Source organism: Pseudomonas cerasi, assembly GCF_027983475.1.
Lineage (GTDB): Bacteria > Pseudomonadota > Gammaproteobacteria > Pseudomonadales > Pseudomonadaceae > Aquipseudomonas > Aquipseudomonas cerasi.
In genome coordinates this window covers 1,464,670-1,485,469 of the sequence record NZ_JAQJVM010000002.1, presented here as the reverse complement: position 1 = coordinate 1,485,469, position 20,800 = coordinate 1,464,670, and the positions used below count along the sequence as shown (strand labels likewise).

Genomic DNA, 20,800 nt, shown 5'->3' with positions numbered 1-20,800 from the left:
GGGGGCGTCAGGGTGCCGCGCTTGCGGCGGGTCATATGGTTAACGACAGGTTTTTGTTTCAGGGGCTTTCGGTAATCACCGACAGGCGACTGATGCCGGCCTTCTGCACATCGGCCAGTACCTGCGCCACGCGGCCGTAACCCGTCGCCTGATCGGCGCGCAGGCTGACGGCGACGTCCGGGTTTTTGCTGTGCAGGGCTTGCAGCGCCTCCGGAAGTTGCTCCAGCGCTACAGCTTCGCTGTCGATGAACACGCCGCCAGTGGCGTCGACACTCAGCACCACCGGGTCGGCCTGATCCAGTGAGGTGGTGGTGACGGTCTGCGGCAGGTCCAGCGGTATGGCGTTATTGAGCAGCGGTGCGGTGACGATGAAGGTCACCAGCAGCACCAGCATCACATCCACCAACGGCGTGATGTTGATGTCGCTGATTGCATCGTCATCATTGGACGTGGAGAAGGACATGTCAGCTCACTCCTTTCAGGCTCGGGGCCGTCTTGTCGCGATGGTCGGGTTGCAGCCGGAAGGCGTTGCGTTGCGAGAGGTTGAGGAAATCCACGGCGAACTCCTCAAGGTCCGCGATCACCAGCTTCAGACGCCGCCCGAAGAAGTTGTAGGCCAGCACCGCAGGCACCGCGACGGCGATGCCGACGCCGGTCGCTACCAGCGCTTCGCCAATGGGCCCGGCGACCACCGCAATGCTCGCCGACCTGGCCTGGCTGATCGCAGTGAGTGCATGAATGATCCCGAACACCGTACCAAACAGGCCGATGAAGGGCGCGGTGCTGCCGATCGATGCCAGCAGGATCATGCCGCTCTCCAAGCGACGACGTTCCTTGTGGATCTGTTGGCGCAGGCTGCGCTCGAGCAAGTCCTGGCGGTTCCAGCTGTGGCCCAGGTCCGGCGAGTCGTGGGGCGCGGCGAGGGCCTGCGCGCCGGCATCGGTCAGGCGCGCCAGGCTGCCTTCACTGTTTGGCAGGTGCAGCGCATTTTTGAGGTCGCGGGCGGCCCAGAACTGCGTGGCGTAGCGTCGGTTCTGCCGGGTCAGTCGCCAGTGCTGAAAGGTCTTGCCGAGCAGCAGCGCCCAGGTCACCAGCGAGAAAATCACCAGCAGGGCCATTGAGGATTGGGTAATGAGTACGGAGTAAGCAGTGTTCATGACGTGAGCCTCAGGGTGCGAGTTTGAAAGCCATGGGGACGTTGACCCAGCCTTCTACCGGGGTGTCGCCGCGTTTGGCGGGAATAAAGGTCCATTGCCGGACGGCTGCCTGCGCGGCGTCGTCCAGCGCCGGGACGCCGCTGCTTTGCAGCACCTGCACCTGGTCGGTACGTCCGTTGGGCAGCACATGCACACGCAGCATCGTCGTGCCTTCCTGATGGCGGCGTGCGGCGGCGGGCGGGTAGACCGGTGGCGGATTGTTCAGGTAACCGGCGCGGCCTATGGGCGCGGTGGTGGTCTGTGGTGCCGCTGGCGCAGGTCTTGGCGCTGGCGCTGCAGCAGGCGTCGGTGTGGGCGCCGCGATGGAAGGCGCCGGCGCAGCAGGTTTGGCGACAGGTTTGCTTGGTGCGGTTCTGGGCTGCGCCTTGGGCTTGGGTAGCTCGGCAGGTTTGGGCTCAGGAGGCGCTGGCGTGGGGGCTGGCGCAGGCGCAGGCGGCTCCGGTGCTGGCTGAGGGGTTGGCTCGGGCGGCGTCGGTTGTGCAACCGGCGGCGCAACGGGCGGCGGTACCCACTGCACGGTGATCGGCATCGGCGGGGTCGGCTCGGGCGCTTGCGGGTGATCGGCCATCAGCCACGCTGCCAACGCGGCATGCAACCCGATCGCCAGTGCAATCGCCAATGCGGCGTGCGGCCATGTGCGTGGTGCGTTGTGGCTGTGCTGCTGGACGACAAGCGACGAAGGGGCAACGTTGCAGTTACCCACAGGCTGATGGGGCCAGTGGCGTAGCTGACGCGGCGGTAAGCGGCGGGACAGTATCAGCGTTGACATGAATTCAGCTCACCCGTGAAAGAATACAAGCCCGTCGTGTTGGCGAGAGGCTCGTTTCAACTGGAGCTGATATTAATACTCGTTGTGTGTATTAATTATGACCGCCGCCGTGTGATCGTGGTTTTCTGCTGTTGAAAGTGAACCCGGCTTGTCGCGCAATTGTTCGTAAATTTCATTAGGCAAGGCATTTGCTGCAATGCTATCTGTCCAGACTTGCCAGGTTCGTACTGACACGAAAACGTATTGCCGCGCAGGCTGGGCAACAGGGCGTCACCCTCTTGATCCGCGGTTCACACCTTGGACAGAAACGGGAGAACTCGATGAAATTGCTACGTTACGGTGAAAAAGGCTTGGAGAAACCCGGGCTGCTGGATGCCAACAACCAGGTCCGCGACCTGTCTGCGCACATCAGGGATATCGCGGGCGAGGCACTGAGCCCGGCCAGTCTGGCGAGCCTGGCGGCAATCGATCCTGCCAGCCTGCCGCTGGTTTCGGGCCAACCACGTATCGGGGCGTGTGTCGGGCAGGTCGGCAAATTCATCTGCATAGGCTTGAACTACGCTGACCACGCGGCAGAGTCGCAGATGGACGTGCCGAAGGAACCGATCATCTTCAACAAGTGGACCAGTGCTATTTGCGGTCCCAACGATGATGTCCAGATCCCCCGTGGTTCGCTCAAGACCGACTGGGAGGTCGAGCTGGGCGTGATCATCGGCAAGGGCGGACGTTACATCGACGAAGCCGATGCCATGGAGCATGTAGCCGGGTATTGCGTGATCAATGATGTGTCCGAGCGCGAATGGCAGCTTGAGCGCGGCGGGACCTGGGACAAGGGCAAAGGCTTCGATACCTTCGGCCCTTTAGGTCCGTGGCTGGTGACTCGCGACGAGATTGCCGATCCTCACTCGCTCGACCTGTGGCTGGAAGTGGATGGCCATCGTTATCAGAATGGCAATACGCGCACGTTGATTTTCAGTGTGCCGCAGCTGATCGCCTACCTGAGCCGTTGCATGAGCCTGCAACCAGGTGATGTCATCTCGACGGGGACACCGCCGGGTGTGGGACTGGGCGTGAAGCCACAACCTGTCTTCCTGCGTGCAGGGCAACGCATGCGTCTGGGGATCACGGGGCTGGGCGAGCAGAATCAGTTGACCGTTCCGGCCGACTGACCCGCTGCCAGCAGGGAGCTGGCAATCGGCTCCCTGTCACGCAAACTGTCAGCCCTGCAAAAACGTCAGCAGGTCTTTGTTAAGCGTCTCTGCATGGGTCACTGCAAACCCGTGCGGTGCTCCTGAATACACCTTAAGTTCGGCACCCTTGATCATCGCAGCAGCCCGTTTGCCCGAGGCTTCGAACGGCACCACCTGATCATCGTCACCATGAATCACCAGGGTCGGCACATCGATTTTTGCCATGTCCGGGCGGAAGTCGGTTGCGGAGAACGCTGTCACGCAATCCAGCGTGCCCTTGAGGGAGGCGAGCAGGGCGATGTTCAGCGTTTGCGTCTGTACGCCTTCGGAGACTTTCTGGCCGTGGTTTATGCCATAGAACGTGCTGGCGAAGTCGCTGATGAACTGGGCGCGGTCCTTGAGCAGGCCTGCCATGATGCTATCGAATACGGACTGGTCGACGCCTTCCGGGTTGTCAGCGGTCTTGAGGAAGAACGGTGTGACCGAGCCCAGCAACGCCAGTTTGGCCACCCGCTTACTGCCATGTTTGGCGATATAGCGCGTGACGTCACCGCCGCCCATGGAGAAACCCACCAGTGTCACGTCGCGCAGATCGAGGTGTTCGATCAGCTCGGCGATGTCGTCAGCGAAGGTGTCATAGTCATAGCCGGTCCACGGCTGACTGGAACGACCGAACCCGCGGCGGTCGAAGGCGATGGTGCGATAGCCCCGGCTGCTCAGGTATTCCATCTGGTATTCCCACATGTCCGCATCCAGCGGCCAGCCGTGGCTGAACAGGACCGGTTTGCCCGTGCCCCAATCCTTGTAATAGATCTCGGTGCCATCTTTGGTGTTGAACGTGCTCATGCAGATTCCTCTCGATGTCAGGTTCTCGATGTCGGGGTTATCGGGCGAGCGCTTTGGTGCGCAGGCGGGTGCACGCTTTCGGCAGCTCCCGATAATTCCGGCAGTGAGGGTTTTGCATAGTTCAGTCGAGAAGACTGAGCGTACTGCCCAACCGCGGTTTTCTGAAACATTGCCTCATCGTATTTCCCTGCCGAAACCGAACTTGCCGCGCATACGGGAATCAGTTCATTGGGGTCGAGGCTTGCCTTGCCCTGTCCATGGTTTGACTTGCCCATTGAAGGAGAGAACTGCGTGGCGTCTCAGCTGAAAATCTTGATCCTTTCGGGTCTGCTGTTATTCGCAGGCAGTTTCAATCTCCAGGCGGCTGATGTACCTGCATTACCGATGGGCGCCGCGGTGCCGGCAGACGACAAGGCCGCTGAAAAGGCTGACCCCAAAGCCGACCCCAAGGCTGCTGACAAACCTGCCGCGAAAGTGGATGACAAGGCGGCGGACAAGGACAAGGCCGATGCGAAACCGGCTGATGGTGCAGAGCCTGCGGCCGAGGCTCCCGAGTTGCTTGTGCAGGGCGGGTTGCTCGGTGCCATCAGTACCAGCATCGATGACGTCCAGGAAAAGCTCAATCTGGATGACAACCTGTTCGACGCCTGGCAACTGCGTGCCGATCGTGCCGCCGACGAGCTGGAAAAGCTGGTCAACAAACGCACTACACGTTCTCCATGGAGCGTCGCCGGGGACTTCCTCGCCCTGTCTTTTGTATGGATCGCATCGTTTGCGGTTCTGACCACGCTGGGTCGTTTTCTCGCCGTACGCTTGTGCTGCACACCGTTCATGCGGGTGCGCGCACGCAGTCAGGCGCTGCTCAAGTACGTGTTGCCATTTACCCTGCCAGCCATCGTCTGCCTGCCGTTAACCCTTTACGTCAGCCATTTCATGCCGTCTTCGGTAGGCCGTGCGCTGGCACTGTGTTTCGCGTATGCAACCAGCAGCGGCATCGTCTCGACTTCGGTGCTGCTCTGCGTGATCGTGATGTTCAATTTCGGCCACAAGCGTGCCGCCGTGCGCATGATTCGCCGCTACGCGCCAAGGCCATTGTTCGTGGTCGGCTTCCTCGCGGCGCTGAGTGACGCGCTGACCAGTCCGCAGATCGCCCGCCAGTTGGGCAGTAACGTCACCACCAGTGTTGCGGTGTTTACCGGGCTGTTCGCCTCGGTGGTGTTCTGCATGCTGATCATCAAGGTGCGTCGCCCGGTGGCCCACCTGATCCGTAACCGCTCATTGAGCAGTCGCCTGCAACGGCCCGCGCTGCAACAGTCGTTGAAGATATTCTCCAAGCTGTGGCACCTGCCGATCCTGCTGATGATTCTGGTCTCGGCGATCAACCTCATCGGTGCCGGTGAGGACAGTCAGCAAGCGCTGCGTTGTGCGTTGTTCACCACCATTCTGCTGATTGCCACGGTGTTCCTCAGCACCGTGTTCCAGCACCTGTTCAAACCGACCGAGACCCTGGGTCGCGGCGGGCATGTGTACAAGGCGCGTCTGTTGAGCCTGGTGTATGCGGTGCTGCGTATCGCGCTGGCCATCGGGTTCATCGAGATCCTGGGCCGTATCTGGGGCTTCTCGATGTTCGAGTTTGCCCAGCGCAACACCCTTGGCCGGGTGATCAGTGATTCACTGAGCAGCATCGGTCTGATCTTCGTCGTCACCTGGCTATTGTGGGTGGTGCTCGACACCGCCATTCAGGAAGCCCTGAAACCGCCGGTCAATCATCGCAGCGGTCGCCAGCCAAGCACTCGGGTCAAAACTATTCTGCCGCTGCTGCGTAATGCGGTAAAAATCATTCTGGTAGTGATCTGTGCGATCACCACCATGGCCAACCTGGGCATCAACGTGGCACCACTGCTGGCGGGTGCCGGGGTCGTCGGTCTGGCCATCGGTTTCGGTTCGCAGCAACTGGTGCAGGACGTGATCACCGGCCTGTTCATCATCATCGAGGACACCTTTTCGGTGGGCGACTGGGTGGTGCTGAGCACCGGCCATTCCGGGTCGGTGGAAAGCCTGACCATTCGCACCGTGCGCCTGCGTGACGGCAAGGGGTTCGTGCACTCGGTGCCGTTCGGGCAGATCAAGGCCGTTACCAACCAGTCGCGGCAATTCGCTTATGCGTTCTTCTCGGTGCAGTTCACCTACGACTCGGACATCGATGACGCACTGGCGCTGATCCGCGAGACCGGCCAGTCGATCAGCGAAGACATCCTGCTCAAGCACAACCTGCAGGGACCGCTGGAGGTCTTCGGCGTCGACCGCATGGACCTCAACGGCGTGGTGCTGACCGCGCAATTTCGTACCTCTTCGGGCGGTCAGTACGCGGTGGGACGTGCGTTCAACGAGCGTCTCAAGCGGCTTGTGGACAAGAATCCGAGCGTACGCTTTGCGCAGACTTATCCACAGATGGTCATGGGGCCGGGCTTCAATAATCCGCAGGCTGGCGTCGAAGCCGAAGGGCCACCCGCGCCCTCGGACCCTGCCATGGCGACACCTTCTGCGCCTGCGCCCGCGCCGCTCAGTCTGTCCAAGGGCAACAGCACGCCGGGCCCGGCAGCTCAGTAACTCAACCGACATGCGCGGACGCTGCAACGCTTTGTCGCGGCGTCATTAACCCGCCAGGCTGCGCAACTGTTGGGGGTTGGCAGGCAACGTGTTATGTTTGCAGGCGTTTTTCAATTGTTCGTTTGATTATCTGATACCGAGCCTGCTGACTCTATGCGAATGCGCCTTATGCTGTTGGGCGGCGGGAATGCCCTCGGGCAGGCGCTGATTCGTCTGGGTGCCGAGGAAGACATTGGTTTCCTCGCACCACGTCCACCGCAAGACGGCTGGGACGTGGCGAGCCTTACGCAACTGCTTGATGACACCCGTCCCGATGCCCTGATCAACCTTGCTTACTACTTCGACTGGTTTCAGGCGGAGACCGTGAGTGAAGCGCGCCTGACTCATCAGGAGCGCTCTGTCGAGCGTCTTGCCGAACTCTGTCAGCACCACAACATCACGCTGGTTCAGCCGTCCAGCTATCGTGTGTTCGATGGTTCCCGCGCGACGGCCTACAGCGAAAAAGACGAGCCTGTACCTCTGGGCCTGCGCGGTCAGGCCCTGTGGCGTATCGAGCAAAGTGTTCGTGCGACCTGCCCGCAACATGTGCTGGTGCGTTTCGGCTGGCTGCTGGATGACAGCACCGATGGTGTGCTGGGCCGCTTTCTCTCGCGTGCGAAAGAACCCGGAGAGCTGCTGCTCGCCGACGATCGTCGCGGCAACCCGACGCCGGTCGACGATGCGGCGCGGGTGATCATTTCGGTCATCAAGCAACTCGATTGCGAAGCGCCGCTGTGGGGCACCTACCACTACGCCGGACACGAGGCGACCACGCCGCTGGCGCTGGGGCAGGCAGTGCTCACCGAAGCGCGTCTGCTGCACGCGCTGGCTATCGAATCGCCCACTGCGCAGGCCCACGCCGCGCGCCCCGATGCAGGCGAAGAACCGCAGCACGCGGTACTGGCCTGCAAGAAAATTCTCCACACTTTCGGCATAAAGCCCCGCGCCTGGCGGGCCGGTCTGCCAAGCCTGCTGGATCGGTATTATCGACATGTCTGACGCTCCTGTTTTGATCACTGGAGGTGCGGGTTTTATTGGCTCGCACCTGACCGACGCATTGCTTGCCAGTGGGCAGGCCGTGCGTATCCTCGACAACCTCTCGGCAGGCAAGCGCAACAATTTGCCGCTCAACAACCCGCGGGTCGAACTGATCGAAGGGGACGTGGCCGATGCCGACCTGGTCAAGCGCGCGGCGCAGGGTTGCAAGGCCGTCGTGCACCTGGCGGCAGTGGCCTCGGTGCAGGCGTCGGTAGACGACCCGGTGCGCACCCACCAGAGCAACTTCATCGGCACGTTGAATGTCTGCGAGGCCATGCGCGAAGCGGGCATCAAACGGGTGATCTTTGCTTCCAGCGCGGCGGTGTACGGCAACAACGGTGAGGGCGAAGCGATCACCGAGGACACCACCAAGGCACCGCTGACCCCTTACGCCTCGGACAAGCTGGCCAGCGAGCACTACCTGGATTTCTACCGTCGCCAGCATGGCCTGGAACCGGTGATCTTCCGCTTCTTCAACATTTTCGGGCCACGCCAGGACCCATCGTCGCCGTACTCCGGCGTGATCAGCATCTTTGCCGAGCGTATCCGCAAAGGCCTGCCGATCAGTGTGTTTGGCGATGGTGAGCAGACGCGGGATTTCTACTACGTGGGCGATCTGCTCAAGCTGCTGCTGCAGGCTCTGTCACGAGACAGCGCCATCGAAGGCGCGATCAACGTCGGCCTGAACAAGACCACGTCGCTCAATGAGTTGCTGTCGGCACTCTCGCAAGTGGTCGGCAAACAGCCGGAAGTCAGCTATCAGGCACCGCGCTCGGGCGACATCAAGCATTCCCGCGCGAGCAACCAGCGCTTGCTGGAGCACTTCACCATCGACGAGCCAACGCCACTGGTGCGTGGGCTTGAGTTGTTGATGGGACAGTGAGTCCCGCGCTAAGTGCTTGTCGTTATCCGTGCCTCAATCAGCCCTGAAGAAGGTGCTTATGCACCAGAGCATGGGAGGCTATGACGACTGCGATGGACTGAGGCTTTGGAATATGCGGCCTCGGTTACACCGATGCACCGTCTGCACGGGTTTTACTGCCTGTTTCGGCAAATGGTGTCAGCTACCAATTGCCTGCGGCCCAACGCTGGTGTGAGATCTATTGGCTGGTTGCGCAGGATTTAGCTTCCGAATATGTAGGAGCATTCTGCATTTTTTGTAATTGATGATTTTAAGGTGTTCAGTAATTTCAATGGCTTCTAGTATCCATCGTCATTCTTATGAAGGACGCATGGCATGCAAGACGAAGATGAACTAGAGGTAGAAAATCTCGGCGAGATCAACGTGCACCAAGTGCCGGGAGAGGTCGCAGTACCGGGCTTTATTGAAGCATATTTGGCTTATCTCTCTACTGAAAAGGAAACCGATAGCGCACCGGTCATTTTGACGTCACTCCTCTTGAGTCTTATTGGGTTGCTGCTGTTTGTAGTTGGGGGCGCTTTTATCATATTTGGCCCTGGCACTGTTCGTATCGACTATCTGACCGGGCTAACGTTTCTTCAGTTTCTTCAACTTTACCCCGGTCCTATCGCTTCCGTAGGTGTGCTGGTGTACGGCATCAGCACCTTTCTTCGTTCCTCGGGCATAGTTGAGCCGATGATTCCGGAGCAGTTCCTGACGGCTAATTACCACCTGAAATTGCCAGAGGGAATTGACGATGATAAGCCGCTGGCGATCACCTATGTCGGTGATGGCGTATTCAGAATTGAGGATACTGTCGAGCAGGCATAATAAGCTTCGGCCCGAAAAGACGTTCAAGAGTCTGGCCATTTTACCTCCTCAAGGCAGTTTTTCGAGGTGCAAAGAGGCAACTTGAACAGGGCTTGAGTTTCTTTGATACAGCTTCACCACTTGGGGGGAAGAGCGGATCGAAAGATGCTCTGCTCATCCGCGAACTGTTGAGAACCGACAAGCGTGGTGCACTGGCACGAGCGTCAGCAGCTCCCGTAAAAACAAAGGCACCCAATAAGGGTGCCTTTGTGCTTGTGGCGCTTAAGACGTTCAGGTCAGAACTTGTAACCCACACCCACCATGTACACCCACGGGTCAATGTCCACGTCGACCTTGGTCTTGCCGACGGCCAGGGCTGACGGGCCGTCCACGGTTGCTTTGGTATCGATGTCGACGTACCAGACCGAGGCGTTGAGCAGTACGTTGTCGGTGATCATGTAATCCATGCCCAGCTGTGCGGCCAGGCCGACCGAGTCCTTGAGCTTGAGGTTGCTGAAGCCCTGATCCTTGCGGTTGCCGGTCAGGTCGGTATCGAAGAACGTGGTGTAGTTGATGCCCACGCCAGCGTACGGCTGGAATTTCGACGACGGTTCCATCGGGTAGTACTGCAACGACAGCGTCGGCGGCAGTTGTTTGATATCGGCCAGCTTGCCATCCAGGCCAGGCCCGAGGCCTTTGACCGACACAGTGTGGCTGAACGGTGTGGCGGCCAGCAGCTCGATGCCGACGTGCTGGGTCAGCATGTAGGCGAAGGTCAGGCCCAGCTGGTTTTCGCCGTCGACAGTCGCTTTGGTGCCGGAAACCTTGGTGCCGTCGAGGCGCACTTCGCCGCTGTCTTCATTGGGCTGAACGTGCGCGACACCGGCGCGAACGATGAAGTCGCCAGGCTCGTAGGCGTGTGCCGCGACCGGGGCGGTGAGGGCAAGCGCGACAAGGGACGCGCGTAGCAGATGCTTGTGCATGGAGGCTCCAGAGATCAGTCAAAATTTATGGGCGTAATGTTAAAGCGCTGTCGAGCGGCGACTTTGACTCAGCTCAATGAAATCGCTGGGAACCTCGTGATCCTTATGAATCCGGCAACTCGTAGACAAGAATCTTGTCTGCCTGCATCTGATAACCCGCTTCTGCCAGTTCGCTGGAAGACGACTTGGCCTGCATCGGTCCTTCGATCCAGTACGGCTGATACAGCTCATCGACCTTCACACCCAGCTCGCTCGTGACATGCACGATCTGGTTCGCCGGTGGCGGCGGCACATGGATGCAGGCGCCGAAATACGGCACCAGCAAAAACTCCGTCACCCGGCCTTCCTCACTGACCTCGAGCGGCACGATGTAGCCCGGTAAACGCACCAGTTTGCCGTCCAGTGCCTTGACCACCGGCGCATGCGGCGCCAGTTGGTGAGCCGCAGGCGCTGCCTCCATGGCCAGTGCATCGGACAGCTTGGACATATCGTGAAGCGGAGTCGTTACCGGCTTCACCACAGGTGCATCGGGTGGAATCATGTCATTCCAGGTCAGCTCACGCGGCTCGGCGGCCCACACTTGAGTGGTAACCGAGAACAGCAGAGTGAGTAGCATGCGCCGCATCATGAAGGTCCTCATAAACGAATCGACAGTCCATCGGCCAGTGACTGCCTGTAGGCTCGCCAGGCTGGCACGGTTCCCATCAACAGCGCGCAGCCGAGAATGGCACCGAGTAATGTCCATTCATATTGGCCAGGTGGCATAGACGACAGGTACAGACCGTAGTTGTCGAGCACGTAGTCGCGGGCCACGAAGATGCCGATATAGAGCAGCGCAAGGCCACTGATGACACCCGCCAGCGCCAGGGCGAAGGCTTCGAGTATAAGCAGACTTGCGATATGCCAGGGACGCGCGCCGACCGAGCGCAGGATGGCCATTTCCCGGCGCCGTTCATTGAGGCTGGTAAGAATTGCGGTCAGCATGCCGATCAGCCCGGTCAGTACCACGAACAGCGAAATCACGAACAGCGCCTTTTCCGCAGTGCCCATCAGGCTCCACAGCTCCTGCAGGGCCACGCCGGGCAGAATCGCCAGCATCGGCTCACCACGGTATTCGTTGATCTCGCGTTGCAGGCTGAAGGTGGAAATCTTGCTGTTCAAGCCCAGCATGAAGGCAGTGATCGCAGTCGGCGTCAGGTCCATATTGCGCGCCTGATCGGCTGAGATGCGCTCGTTGCCGCGTGCCGGGGCGCCGTTGTGCCAGTCGATATGAATGGCCTCCATGCCGCCCAGACTGATATGCAGCGTGCGGTCCACCGGCGTACCGGTCGGCTTGAGGATGCCGACCACGGTGAACGGTTTGTCGTCATGCTTGACCAGACTGATCGCGGCGACACCGTGCGCCAGGACCAGCTTGTCGCCCAGCTTGTAATGCAGCGCCTTGGCGACCTCCGAACCCAGCACCACTTCAAAGGGATCGGTCTTGAACTCGCGTCCTTCGGCCATCTCCAGGTGCTGTTGGCGACCGAACTGATAATGCTCGAAATACGCTTCACTGGTGCCCATCACCCGGTAGCCACGATGGGAGTCGCCCAGCGAAACCGGGATCGCCCACTTGACCTGCTTGCTGTTGGCGAAGTGCTCGAAGCTGTCCCAGCGAATGTTGTTGGTGGCATTACCGATGCGGAACACCGAGTACAGCAACAGGTTGATCGAGCCGGAGCGCGCACCGACGATCAGGTCGGTGCCGCTGATGGTGCTGGCGAAGCTGGAGCGCGCTTCGGTGCGTACCCGCTCGACGGCCAGTAACAGGCAAACCGACAGGGCAATGGCGAAGGCTGTGAGGAACGCGGTGAAACGGCGATTGGCCAGGCTGGCCATGGCCAGACGAAACAGATACATCTCAAATCTCCACGGCGACGGCGGCGCGATTCAGGTCGCTCAGCGACAGATTGCGATCAAACAGCGGTGCCAGGCTCTGGTCATGACTGACGAACAGCAGGCTGGCCCCGGCCTCGCGGCACTCGGCGAACAACAGGCGAATGAACGCCTCGCGCGAGTCTGCGTCCAGCGCAGACGTAGGTTCGTCGGCAATCACCAGCTCCGGTTGACCGATCAGCGCCCGGGCGGCAGCAACACGCTGCTGTTGGCCGATGGACAGCGAGTCGGCGCGGCGTGCCAGCATCGCAGGGTCTTTCAGGCCCAGGTGGGCGAGCAGGGTGGTGGTGGCTTTCTCGACGCTGCCGTGGCGTTGTCTGGCACGTTCGGCACGCACGCTGGAAAAGTGGCAGGGCAGTTCGATGTTTTCCCGCACCGATAAAAACGGCAGCAGATTGAACTGCTGGAAGATGTAGCCAGTGTGATCGACGCGAAAGCGATCACGCGCGGCCGAAGAGAGGGCCGACAGTTCCTGGTTCAACAGGCGAATGCTGCCGCTGACCGGTTTTTGCACACCGCCCAGCAGGCCCAGCAATGTGGTTTTGCCGCTACCGCTGGGGCCTTTGAGGAACAGGGTTTCGCCGCTTTGCAGACGGAATTCGGGGATGTCCAGCAGTTGCGGATGGCCGGGCCAGTTGAAGCGCAGGTCCGACAGTTCGATCAGTGCTTGGGTCATGGGCTGACTCACGCTCGGTTGGAAATTAAAAGACCGGGCCAGGCCCGGTCGTTGTACCGCAGGGTGCGATCAGAATTTCAGCGTCGGGTTGGCTGCGATCACTTCTGCGCCTGACTGGCCACCTGGCGAAATCAGTTGTACCTGAAGCTTCTTGGTGTCGGGAAAGGTTATGAAGATTTGCGACAGGTCGAGCTTCTTCAGAATGGCCGGTGCGTCACAGACGAACTTGTAGTGACCGTGAATTTCGCTGTGCTCATGATGATCGGCTTCGCCGTCCTTGGCGTGTTCATCGTGATCGTCATCCTTGTCGCCAAACAGCGGGCTTTCCAGCTTCACCGAAGTGGCCGAGCAATTGGCGGCATCGGCAATGCTGAACAAGGCGTTGGGCTTGAGCAGCAACTCGCGGGCCTTGGCGACTTTGGCCTTGTCTTCATCCGAGGTCGCAACGTGCTCGAAACCGACGATGTTCATGGCCGGGCTGTCAAATTCGAACTCCAGCGTCTTGCCTTCCAGCACCACATCCAGGCGTCCTACGCCGTGCTCGTGCGCACCCAGGCTGCCATGTTCATCGCCATGATCGTGGTCGTGTTCTTCGGCAGCGTGCGCAGCAACGAGTGGTAACAGGGCGAAAGGCAGGGCGAGTAGCAGACGGCGCATAGCGGGCTCCAGAACAATAATCGGAAAAAACTGTTATGTGATCTTATAACAAGTGGCGACCTGCGTGGACGTGTTTTTATCCAGGCGCCGGAAGACCGAACTTCAGCAAAGCGCTATTGACGGTCTTATCGGGAATACCCGGTCAGAGGCTTATGCCTAAGTAGTCTCACACTTGGCGTCATCAAGTCCTACTCTGGAAGATGAAAATCGCTACACCTGCGCCGGATGCGCAGGAAGGTTTTCATCCCAGCCAGGGCCTGCGCTCGACCTGGGCCGAGTGCGACATCAGGGAAGATACTCATGAACAAGCTCCATTCGAACAGGGAAGTCCTGCGTGCTGTGTACAAGGATATGGAACGTATCACCGAATTCGCCGACGCTGACATCGTGCTGCACAAGGCGGATCAAGGCGCTGGCGGTGGGTTGTCCATAGCCATCGGCCGGGAGGCAGTACTTTCCCACCAGATCAATCTGATCAGACGGACGCATCAGACCCTGTACATGGATGTCCACGACATCGTCGCCAACGATCACTTCGGCTCGGTGCTGGGCGAGATGCGCGCCAGCTGCGGGGGCCGGAAAATCATCATGCCGTTTTGCGGCCTGTGGCGGTTTCGCGATGGCCGAATTATCGAGTACTGGGAAAACGTCTACGACGTGCGGGCGCTTGGCAATTTCATGAACGGCAAGGAACCGGTCCTCAACCCGTGGCGTTACGGTTGATCATGGGAATGCGCGTCAGCCTGTGGGAGCATGTACGCCTGACTGTCAGCAGGTGCACATCATGTTGCGTATTCGTGGAACCGTAGGCCAATGGCCGGTGGATTTGACCCTTGAACTGGACGACGGGGACTGGGCGCAACTGGGCGCGCAGCTCAAGACAACCGCCCCGGAGGTACCCGCCGCCGTGGCCGAAAACAAGCCGCTCAATCAGGACGACAGGCTCTGGCAAGTCGCTCAGGAATTGCTGTACAAGGCCGGGCAGATGAGTGGGCCGGATCTGTTGGGGCAACTGGAAGGGTTGGCGGGCAGCACCGCAGCGGGCAAGCATCTACTGGTGCGCTTGCGCCACTCGGCGAACGTGAAAGTCGAGAGCGGCGGAGATGCGCCGCTGTACAGTTGGGTCGAAGCGACATGACCTGACTGTGCTCGGCAACAACAGGCACCCGAGCGGTGCCTGTTGCTTTGTACATTAGTACAGCGCGGCAAACAGCTTGCGACGGTACGCCGTGACCAGCGGATGGTCGTTGCCCAGCAGGTCGAATACTTGCAGCAGCGTCTTGTGCGGCAGGCCCTCGGCGTAATTGCGATTGCGGATGAACAGCTTGAGCAGGCCCTCGAGCGCAGCTTCGTACTGTTGACGCGACAACTGCTGAATCGCCAGTTGCAGTGCCGCTTCATCGTCTTGAGGGTTTTGTGCAAGACGGCTTTTCAGTTCGGCGGCGTCCGGCAGGGTCGCCGCTTGCGCGAGGAACGTCAGCTGGGCCTTGGCACCTGCCAGTTCTGCCTTGTGTGCATCACCGGTGACCGCATCCAGCACGGCCTTGGCTTCGCTCAGTTCGCCACGTTCGGCCAGGCAGCGCGCATACAGAATCAGCGCGGCGCCATTGGTGTTGTCTTCGCCCAACAGCACCTTGAGCTGTGCTTCGGCTTCGGCGAAACGACTTTCCGCAAACAGCGTCTGTGCCTGCTTGAGCGGGTCGGCGGCTGGCGGTGGCGGCATGACTACGTGTTGTTCGAGGATCTTGCGGATTTCCGACTCGGGCTGTGCACCGGCAAAGCCATCCACCGGCTGGCCGTCCTTGAACAGCACCACGGTAGGCAGGCTGCGAATACCGAAGCGCGCCACGATGTCCTGCTCGATGTCGCAATTGACCTTGGCCAGCAGCAACTCGCCCTGATAACTCTCGGTGATTTGCTGCAGCAGGGGCATCAAGACCTTGCAGGGCGCACACCACTCGGCCCAGAAATCGACGAGCACGGGCTGGTCGAAGGACTTGTCGATCACCAGTTGATCGAAGTTCGCGGCGGTTGCGTCGAAAATGTAAGCAGTTTCCTGGCTCATTGCACGTCTCGAAGAATCTGAATGCTGCCAACTATAAAGCCCGCAGGACAATGCTGAAAGCGGCGTCGTCTATTGGACATGATCGTTCCCGCACTCATTGCTCCTGATGCTGGCCGAAGGCCGCGGGAGCGAGCCGGGCGACGCCTCGCTTGTTCGTGAAAGGGGTGGAGAGCTCCAAGGGATTTATCGTTTGAACGACCGTCTTCGCGAACAAGTTCGCTCCTGCAGAGACCGTCTGGCTGAACGCTCACCGCGCCGCGTGATAGAGGCTCACGTCGCGAAACTCGTGCGGTTCGGCCAGGTCCGGCAGGGTGTGCGCATGCAGCATCGTCAGACGCTGGTAGGCAGTGTGCCTGAAGTCGCGCACGCGGGAATCGGCCACCAGTGCCACGCGGCCTCGGGAGAGAAAATGATCCAGCAGCGGCAGGTTGGCGCGGTCGTAGAGCACGTCGGCGACCAGAATCAGATCGAAGCGGTCCGCCTCGGCAAAGAAATCCGTCGAGTAGCTCAATGACACCTGATTGAGTTCGGCATTGGCCCGGCAGGCAGCGAGCGCCAGTGGGTCGAGATCACAGGCCACTACCTCAAGCGCCCCTGCCTTGAGCGCGGCAATGCCCGCCACACCCGAGCCCGCACCGAAATCCAGTACCCGCTTGCCGGCCACCCAGTGCGGGTTTTCAGCCAGAAAGCGTGCCAGAGCCAGGCCGCTGGCCCAGCAAAAGCACCAGTACGGTGGATCTTCCAGAATGCGCCGCGTTTCATCCGGGCTGAAGGCGCGGTCCATGTTGGCATCGTCGATCAGCCACAGCTTCAGATCTGTGCCCGGCAGCGAAGTAATTGCCAGCCGGGCGTCGCCAAGCAGTTCGCTCAGCGCGTGTTGCAGATGTTGCGGAGCGATCATGGCGCCTTGACGAACTGCAACTGCCCCAGGGCCTGAGTCACCGGCTGATCGATGCGCATCGACGGCAGATGCAGAATCAACTGCCCGGACTGACTGGCACGGCCACGCAACTCGACGCGTCCGCCGACCGGAAAGGCTTCCGGGTTGAAGCGCAGCTGGAACGGCAATGATTGACCGTTACCCTTGAGCAGGGTGTTGGTCAGCAGCTTCTGCGGACGTCCGCGTTCGTCGATGACCAGCATCGCCAGCTCGACCTCGGCGCCGGCCGGTACGCCCAGCAACTGCCCGCTGATTTCTCGCTGGTACGGCTGTAACGGCCCTGGACCGGCGGGCAGCTTGATCGACGGTGCGACCGGTGGCGGCGCAACGGGTTTCGGCGCGTCATTGCTGCTGCACGCGGCCAGCAAGCCGATGAAGCAGAGTAGAAAAGCGGGGCGTAACGTCATCAAGAGCTCCACAAGGCAAAATTCGAAAGGCTGGGTGACGCCAAGCGTGCAGTATTACCGAGCCCGGACAATTTCACACCGCTTTAATGCGCGTCTATATACCGTAAACCCTCAGCCTTGTCTTGCCGGCAGGATGCGCTAACATGGCGCTCCCCATTCTTTCGTTGCCAGCCACCATGCACTGTCCCTTCTGCGGTGCCAATGACACCAAAGTCATCGACTCCCGCCTCGTCGCCGAAGGCGAGCAAGTACGCCGCCGACGCGAGTGCCTGGCCTGCGGCGAGCGCTTCACTACGTTCGAAACTGCCGAACTGGTCTTGCCGCGTCTGATCAAGCAGGACGGCAGCCGCCAGCCTTTCGATGAAGAAAAACTGCGCGCCGGTATGCAGCGCGCGCTCGAAAAGCGTCCGGTGAGTGTCGAACGCCTTGAAGCGGCCCTGGTTCACATCAAACACAAGCTGCGCGCGACCGGCGAACGCGAAGTCAAATCGCTGGTGGTGGGTGAGCTGGTCATGACCGAGCTGCAGAAGCTCGACGAAGTGGCCTACATCCGCTTCGCTTCCGTGTACCGCCGCTTTCAGGACCTCAACGAATTCCGTGAAGAAATCGATCGTCTGGCCCGCGAGCCGGGCAAGGAATAAATGCATTGCTGACTGAACAGGCGGCTCTCGACGTTCATTACATGGCGCGAGCACTCGAGCTGGCGCGCAAGGGGCTGTACTCCACACATCCCAACCCGCGAGTCGGCTGCGTGATCGTGCGTGAAGGCCGGATCGTTGGCGAAGGCTGGCATGTACGGGCCGGTGAGCCGCATGCCGAAGTGCATGCCTTGCGCCAGGCTGGCGAGCTGGCCAGAGGCGCGACCGCTTACGTCACCCTCGAACCGTGCAGTCACCAGGGGCGCACACCGCCCTGTGCCGATGCACTGATCGAAGCCGGAGTGGCGCGGGTTGTCGCTGCGATGCAGGACCCCAATCCCGAAGTCTCCGGCCGTGGCCTGTTGCGCCTCATGAATGCCGGTATCGGCGTTCAATGTGGTGTGCTGGAAAGCGAAGCGCGAGCGCTGAACAAAGGCTTTCTCAAGCGCATGGAAACCGGCCTGCCGTACGTGCGGGTCAAGATGGCCATGAGCCTGGATGGCCGCACGGCGATGGCCAGCGGTGAAAGCCAGTGGATCACCGGTCCCGAGGCGCGCTCTGCCGTGCAGCGTCTGCGTGCGCAGTCGAGTGTGGTGCTGAGCGGCGCCGATACGGTGCTGGCCGACAAGGCTCGTCTCACCGTACGCCCTGATGAATTGGGGCTCGATGCCGAACTGACCTCACTGGCCGCTGCACGCCCGCCGTTGCGCGTGTTGATCGACGGCCGTTTGCGTGTGCCGCTCGATGCACCGTTCTTCCAGGCAGGCAGTGCGCTGGTCGTGACGTGTGCTGCTGCGTCGGCGCGAGGTCGCTATCAGGAAGAGGGCCACGAAATGCTCGCTCTGGCCGACAGCGCCGGTCATGTGGACCTGCGCAGGTTGATGGGCGAACTCGCCGCGCGTGGCGTCAATGAAGTATTGGTCGAGGCCGGTCCGCGACTGGCGGGGGCTTTTGCGCGTCTCGGGCTGGTCGACGAATTTCAGCTCTTCATCGCCGGCAAGTTTCTCGGCTCATCGGCCCGCCCGCTGCTCGATCTGCCCCTGGCGCAGATGAGCGAGGCACTTGAACTGAACATTGTGGAAATGCGTGCTGTCGGTAATGACTGGCGAGTCATCGCTCTCCCTGTGCGCACACCCGGCGTATAATTCCCGGCTTTCGCCTAGCGCGCAGCCCTTGTTCTCCCGGAGGACCCATGTTTACCGGCATTATCGAATCCATTGGCAGCATCCGCGCCCTGACTCCGAAAGGCGGCGACGTCCGCGTTTATGTGGAAACCGGCAAGCTTGACCTGACCGACGTCAAACTCGGCGACAGCATTGCCGTGAATGGCGTATGCCTGACCGCCGTCGAATTGCCCGGTGATGGCTTCTGGGCTGATGTCAGCCGGGAAACCCTGACCGTCACCGCCTTTGTCGACCTCAAGAGCGGCAGCCGGGTCAACCTGGAAAAGGCCCTGACCCCGACTACGCGTCTGGGCGGCCATCTGGTCAGCGGTCATGTCGACGGCGTGGGCGAAATCGTCGCCCGTGCGGACAACGCCCGCGCCATTCAGTTTACGGTGCGTGCGCCACGCGAACTGGCCAAATACATCGCCCACAAAGGCTCGATTACGGTCGACGGCACCAGCCTGACCGTCAATTCGGTCAACGGCGCCGAGTTCGAACTGACCATCGTGCCTCATACCTGGAGCGAAACGATCATGGCCGACTACCAGCCCGGCCGTAAGGTCAACCTGGAGGTCGACCTGCTGGCGCGTTATCTGGAGCGCCTGCTGCTGGGTGACAAGGCCGCCGAGCCGGGCCACGGCACGATCACCGAAAGCTTCCTGGCCGAGAACGGCTACCTCAAATCCTGAATTGATTGAAGGGGGTGCCGCGTGGCGCTCAACAGTATCGAAGAACTGGTCGAAGACATTCGCCAGGGCAAGATGGTCATCCTCATGGATGACGAAGACCGCGAAAACGAAGGCGACCTGATCATGGCCGCCGAATGCGTGAAGCCCGAGCACATCAACTTCATGGCGCGTTTCGCCCGTGGTCTGATCTGTATGCCGATGACTCGCGAGCGCTGCGAAACCCTCAAGCTGCCGCTGATGGCAGCGCGCAACGGTTCGGGTTTCGGCACCAAGTTCACCGTTTCCATCGAAGCTGCCGAAGGCGTGACCACCGGCATCTCGGCAGCCGACCGCGCACGTACTGTGCAGGCTGCCGCTGCCAAGGACGCGAAAGCTGAAGACATCGTCAGCCCTGGGCATATTTTCCCGCTCATGGCCCAGGCTGGCGGTACCCTGGCGCGTGCCGGTCATACCGAGGCGGCCTGCGACCTGGCGCGCATGGCCGGTTTCGAGCCGACGGGCCTGATCTGCGAAGTCATGAACGATGACGGCACCATGTCGCGACGTGCCGAACTCGAAGCATTTGCCCTGCAACATGACATCAAGATCGGCACCATCGCCGACCTTATTCACTACCGGATGATCCACGAACGTACCGTTCAGCGGATTGCTGAGCAGCCGATGGACAGCGAACTGGGCAGTTTCAACCTGGTGACCTACCGCGATTCGGTCGAGGGCGACGTGCATCTGGCGCTGACCCTGGGCACCATCTGCGCCGAAGAGCCCACGCTGGTTCGCGTGCACAACATGGACCCGCTGCGTGACCTGCTGATGGTCAGCCAGCCCGGCCGCTGGAGCCTGCGCGCCGCCATGCGCGCGGTTAACGAGGCGGGCAGCGGTGTGGTGCTGCTGCTCGGTCACCCGCTGGATGGCGATGTCTTGCTGGCTCATATTCGCGAAACCGCCGGTCAGCAACCCATCAAGACACCGACCACTTACAGCACGGTCGGCGCTGGTTCGCAGATCCTTCGTGACCTCGGCGTGCGCAAAATGCGCCTGATGAGTTCGCCGATGAAGTTCAATGCGATATCCGGTTTCGATCTGGAAGTTGTAGAATACGTGCCCTCCGAATAAATACCGGCAGGTCGGGGCGTGTGAAAGATGGTTTTTTCGCAGGTCTTGGCCTGACAGGCATGATTCGTGGCCTAATATCCCTCAAAGTCCGCCCCAAGGCGGGCTTGC

At 60.5% G+C, this 20,800-nt stretch carries 23 protein-coding genes; 11 read left to right on the top strand and 12 right to left on the bottom strand.

Going from position 1 to position 20,800, the window contains the following annotated elements; genetic code table 11:
- Positions 1 to 58: 58 nt before the first annotated feature.
- The 3 genes from PI739_RS15865 to PI739_RS15855 are packed head-to-tail and all read right to left on the bottom strand — an operon-like array spanning position 59 to position 1,986.
- Positions 59 to 463: an ExbD/TolR family protein gene (locus PI739_RS15865; protein ID WP_054081927.1), complete on the bottom strand. Its 405-nt coding sequence runs from the start codon at positions 461 to 463 to the stop codon at positions 59 to 61.
- A 1-nt stretch (position 464) separates the two neighbouring features.
- The gene (locus PI739_RS15860) at positions 465 to 1,157 is read right to left on the bottom strand and encodes a MotA/TolQ/ExbB proton channel family protein (RefSeq protein ID WP_003431782.1); all 693 of its coding nucleotides are present in this window, start codon (positions 1,155 to 1,157) and stop codon (positions 465 to 467) included.
- Between the two features lie 10 nt (positions 1,158 to 1,167).
- Positions 1,168 to 1,986 (bottom strand): energy transducer TonB, encoded by an 819-nt coding sequence (locus PI739_RS15855; RefSeq protein ID WP_103735768.1) that lies wholly within the window; start codon positions 1,984 to 1,986, stop codon positions 1,168 to 1,170.
- 320 nt (positions 1,987 to 2,306) lie between these two features.
- Here PI739_RS15855 and PI739_RS15850 point away from each other — a divergent pair, with 320 nt between their 5' ends.
- Positions 2,307 to 3,155: an ureidoglycolate lyase gene (locus PI739_RS15850; RefSeq protein ID WP_248672319.1), complete on the top strand. Its 849-nt coding sequence runs from the start codon at positions 2,307 to 2,309 to the stop codon at positions 3,153 to 3,155.
- A 48-nt stretch (positions 3,156 to 3,203) separates the two neighbouring features.
- On the opposite strand, the gene PI739_RS15845 is transcribed toward PI739_RS15850, so the two are convergent.
- The gene (locus PI739_RS15845) at positions 3,204 to 4,022 is read right to left on the bottom strand and encodes an alpha/beta fold hydrolase (RefSeq protein WP_248672318.1); all 819 of its coding nucleotides are present in this window, start codon (positions 4,020 to 4,022) and stop codon (positions 3,204 to 3,206) included.
- Positions 4,023 to 4,313: 291 nt separating this feature from the next.
- Here PI739_RS15845 and PI739_RS15840 point away from each other — a divergent pair, with 291 nt between their 5' ends.
- The 4 genes from PI739_RS15840 to PI739_RS15825 all read left to right on the top strand — a co-directional run bounded on the left by PI739_RS15840 (position 4,314) and on the right by PI739_RS15825 (position 9,441).
- On the top strand, positions 4,314 to 6,632 hold the full coding sequence (locus tag PI739_RS15840; RefSeq protein ID WP_248672317.1) for a mechanosensitive ion channel family protein: 2,319 nt from the start codon (positions 4,314 to 4,316) through the stop codon (positions 6,630 to 6,632).
- Between the two features lie 153 nt (positions 6,633 to 6,785).
- Complete coding sequence (locus tag PI739_RS15835) at positions 6,786 to 7,670, top strand: sugar nucleotide-binding protein (protein ID WP_003431778.1); 885 nt, start codon at positions 6,786 to 6,788, stop codon at positions 7,668 to 7,670.
- A complete protein-coding gene (locus PI739_RS15830) occupies positions 7,663 to 8,592 on the top strand; it encodes an NAD-dependent epimerase/dehydratase family protein (RefSeq protein ID WP_271352021.1) in 930 nt (309 codons plus the stop codon). The genes PI739_RS15835 and PI739_RS15830 overlap by 8 nt, the downstream gene beginning before the upstream one ends.
- A 354-nt stretch (positions 8,593 to 8,946) precedes the next feature.
- Positions 8,947 to 9,441, top strand: coding sequence for a hypothetical protein (locus PI739_RS15825; RefSeq protein WP_271352020.1), 495 nt, complete (start codon positions 8,947 to 8,949; stop codon positions 9,439 to 9,441).
- Positions 9,442 to 9,716: 275 nt separating this feature from the next.
- Here the strand turns inward: PI739_RS15825 and PI739_RS15820 are convergent, their stop codons facing one another.
- From PI739_RS15820 to PI739_RS15800, 5 genes are all read right to left on the bottom strand, one after another.
- Entirely contained in the window at positions 9,717 to 10,403 is a 687-nt protein-coding gene (locus PI739_RS15820; RefSeq protein WP_003368950.1) for an OmpW/AlkL family protein, read from the bottom strand.
- A 103-nt stretch (positions 10,404 to 10,506) separates the two neighbouring features.
- On the bottom strand, positions 10,507 to 11,031 hold the full coding sequence (locus PI739_RS15815) for a DUF3299 domain-containing protein (RefSeq protein ID WP_003431776.1): 525 nt from the start codon (positions 11,029 to 11,031) through the stop codon (positions 10,507 to 10,509).
- Positions 11,032 to 11,039: 8 nt separating this feature from the next.
- Positions 11,040 to 12,305 (bottom strand): ABC transporter permease, encoded by a 1,266-nt coding sequence (locus PI739_RS15810; protein ID WP_003368946.1) that lies wholly within the window; start codon positions 12,303 to 12,305, stop codon positions 11,040 to 11,042.
- Between the two features lies 1 nt (position 12,306).
- Positions 12,307 to 13,017 (bottom strand): ABC transporter ATP-binding protein, encoded by a 711-nt coding sequence (locus PI739_RS15805; protein ID WP_003368944.1) that lies wholly within the window; start codon positions 13,015 to 13,017, stop codon positions 12,307 to 12,309.
- 69 nt (positions 13,018 to 13,086) lie between these two features.
- Positions 13,087 to 13,674 (bottom strand): DUF2796 domain-containing protein, encoded by a 588-nt coding sequence (locus PI739_RS15800; protein ID WP_003368941.1) that lies wholly within the window; start codon positions 13,672 to 13,674, stop codon positions 13,087 to 13,089.
- 300 nt (positions 13,675 to 13,974) lie between these two features.
- On the opposite strand from PI739_RS15800, the gene PI739_RS15795 reads away from it, so the two are divergent.
- Together PI739_RS15795 and PI739_RS15790 are read left to right on the top strand one after the other, a co-directional pair.
- The gene (locus PI739_RS15795; protein ID WP_003431775.1) at positions 13,975 to 14,397 is read left to right on the top strand and encodes a nuclear transport factor 2 family protein; all 423 of its coding nucleotides are present in this window, start codon (positions 13,975 to 13,977) and stop codon (positions 14,395 to 14,397) included.
- A gap of 61 nt (positions 14,398 to 14,458) precedes the next feature.
- A complete protein-coding gene (locus tag PI739_RS15790; RefSeq protein WP_003431772.1) occupies positions 14,459 to 14,812 on the top strand; it encodes a hypothetical protein in 354 nt (117 codons plus the stop codon).
- A gap of 54 nt (positions 14,813 to 14,866) precedes the next feature.
- Here the strand turns inward: PI739_RS15790 and trxA are convergent, their stop codons facing one another.
- The 3 genes from trxA to PI739_RS15775 form a co-directional block, all read right to left on the bottom strand.
- Positions 14,867 to 15,739, bottom strand: coding sequence for a thioredoxin (gene trxA / locus PI739_RS15785; RefSeq protein WP_003431771.1), 873 nt, complete (start codon positions 15,737 to 15,739; stop codon positions 14,867 to 14,869).
- A gap of 247 nt (positions 15,740 to 15,986) precedes the next feature.
- The gene (locus tag PI739_RS15780) at positions 15,987 to 16,640 is read right to left on the bottom strand and encodes a class I SAM-dependent methyltransferase (RefSeq protein WP_054081932.1); all 654 of its coding nucleotides are present in this window, start codon (positions 16,638 to 16,640) and stop codon (positions 15,987 to 15,989) included.
- Positions 16,637 to 17,086, bottom strand: a complete 450-nt coding sequence (locus PI739_RS15775; protein WP_003368930.1) for a hypothetical protein — start codon at positions 17,084 to 17,086, stop codon at positions 16,637 to 16,639. Before PI739_RS15775 ends, PI739_RS15780 begins: the two co-directional genes overlap by 4 nt.
- Before the next feature lie 176 nt (positions 17,087 to 17,262).
- Between PI739_RS15775 and nrdR the strand changes: the two genes are divergently transcribed.
- Genes nrdR through ribBA form a run of 4 tightly spaced genes read left to right on the top strand, consistent with a single transcriptional unit; the run spans position 17,263 to position 20,692 of the window.
- Positions 17,263 to 17,727, top strand: coding sequence for a transcriptional regulator NrdR (gene nrdR, locus PI739_RS15770; RefSeq protein WP_003317051.1), 465 nt, complete (start codon positions 17,263 to 17,265; stop codon positions 17,725 to 17,727).
- A gap of 41 nt (positions 17,728 to 17,768) precedes the next feature.
- On the top strand, positions 17,769 to 18,869 hold the full coding sequence (gene ribD / locus PI739_RS15765; protein ID WP_162492616.1) for a bifunctional diaminohydroxyphosphoribosylaminopyrimidine deaminase/5-amino-6-(5-phosphoribosylamino)uracil reductase RibD: 1,101 nt from the start codon (positions 17,769 to 17,771) through the stop codon (positions 18,867 to 18,869).
- A gap of 47 nt (positions 18,870 to 18,916) precedes the next feature.
- Positions 18,917 to 19,579, top strand: coding sequence for a riboflavin synthase (locus tag PI739_RS15760; protein WP_003317049.1), 663 nt, complete (start codon positions 18,917 to 18,919; stop codon positions 19,577 to 19,579).
- Between the two features lie 21 nt (positions 19,580 to 19,600).
- Positions 19,601 to 20,692 (top strand): bifunctional 3,4-dihydroxy-2-butanone-4-phosphate synthase/GTP cyclohydrolase II, encoded by a 1,092-nt coding sequence (gene ribBA / locus PI739_RS15755; RefSeq protein WP_003368927.1) that lies wholly within the window; start codon positions 19,601 to 19,603, stop codon positions 20,690 to 20,692.
- Positions 20,693 to 20,800 lie beyond the last annotated feature (108 nt).

Coding starts and splice junctions, on each gene's coding strand:
- PI739_RS15855 (WP_103735768.1), bottom strand. CDS start 1,986: ATGTCAACGCTGATACTGTCCCGCCGCTTACCGCCGCGTCAGCTACGC.
- PI739_RS15795 (WP_003431775.1), top strand. CDS start 13,975: ATGAACAAGCTCCATTCGAACAGGGAAGTCCTGCGTGCTGTGTACAAG.
- nrdR (WP_003317051.1), top strand. CDS start 17,263: ATGCACTGTCCCTTCTGCGGTGCCAATGACACCAAAGTCATCGACTCC.
- PI739_RS15845 (WP_248672318.1), bottom strand. CDS start 4,022: ATGAGCACGTTCAACACCAAAGATGGCACCGAGATCTATTACAAGGAT.
- PI739_RS15820 (WP_003368950.1), bottom strand. CDS start 10,403: ATGCACAAGCATCTGCTACGCGCGTCCCTTGTCGCGCTTGCCCTCACC.
- PI739_RS15825 (WP_271352020.1), top strand. CDS start 8,947: ATGCAAGACGAAGATGAACTAGAGGTAGAAAATCTCGGCGAGATCAAC.
- PI739_RS15760 (WP_003317049.1), top strand. CDS start 18,917: ATGTTTACCGGCATTATCGAATCCATTGGCAGCATCCGCGCCCTGACT.
- PI739_RS15790 (WP_003431772.1), top strand. CDS start 14,459: ATGTTGCGTATTCGTGGAACCGTAGGCCAATGGCCGGTGGATTTGACC.
- PI739_RS15800 (WP_003368941.1), bottom strand. CDS start 13,674: ATGCGCCGTCTGCTACTCGCCCTGCCTTTCGCCCTGTTACCACTCGTT.
- PI739_RS15850 (WP_248672319.1), top strand. CDS start 2,307: ATGAAATTGCTACGTTACGGTGAAAAAGGCTTGGAGAAACCCGGGCTG.
- PI739_RS15865 (WP_054081927.1), bottom strand. CDS start 463: ATGTCCTTCTCCACGTCCAATGATGACGATGCAATCAGCGACATCAAC.
- PI739_RS15775 (WP_003368930.1), bottom strand. CDS start 17,086: ATGACGTTACGCCCCGCTTTTCTACTCTGCTTCATCGGCTTGCTGGCC.
- PI739_RS15830 (WP_271352021.1), top strand. CDS start 7,663: ATGTCTGACGCTCCTGTTTTGATCACTGGAGGTGCGGGTTTTATTGGC.
- PI739_RS15835 (WP_003431778.1), top strand. CDS start 6,786: ATGCGAATGCGCCTTATGCTGTTGGGCGGCGGGAATGCCCTCGGGCAG.
- trxA (WP_003431771.1), bottom strand. CDS start 15,739: ATGAGCCAGGAAACTGCTTACATTTTCGACGCAACCGCCGCGAACTTC.
- PI739_RS15810 (WP_003368946.1), bottom strand. CDS start 12,305: ATGTATCTGTTTCGTCTGGCCATGGCCAGCCTGGCCAATCGCCGTTTC.
- ribD (WP_162492616.1), top strand. CDS start 17,769: ATGGCGCGAGCACTCGAGCTGGCGCGCAAGGGGCTGTACTCCACACAT.
- PI739_RS15860 (WP_003431782.1), bottom strand. CDS start 1,157: ATGAACACTGCTTACTCCGTACTCATTACCCAATCCTCAATGGCCCTG.
- PI739_RS15805 (WP_003368944.1), bottom strand. CDS start 13,017: ATGACCCAAGCACTGATCGAACTGTCGGACCTGCGCTTCAACTGGCCC.
- PI739_RS15780 (WP_054081932.1), bottom strand. CDS start 16,640: ATGATCGCTCCGCAACATCTGCAACACGCGCTGAGCGAACTGCTTGGC.
- PI739_RS15815 (WP_003431776.1), bottom strand. CDS start 11,031: ATGATGCGGCGCATGCTACTCACTCTGCTGTTCTCGGTTACCACTCAA.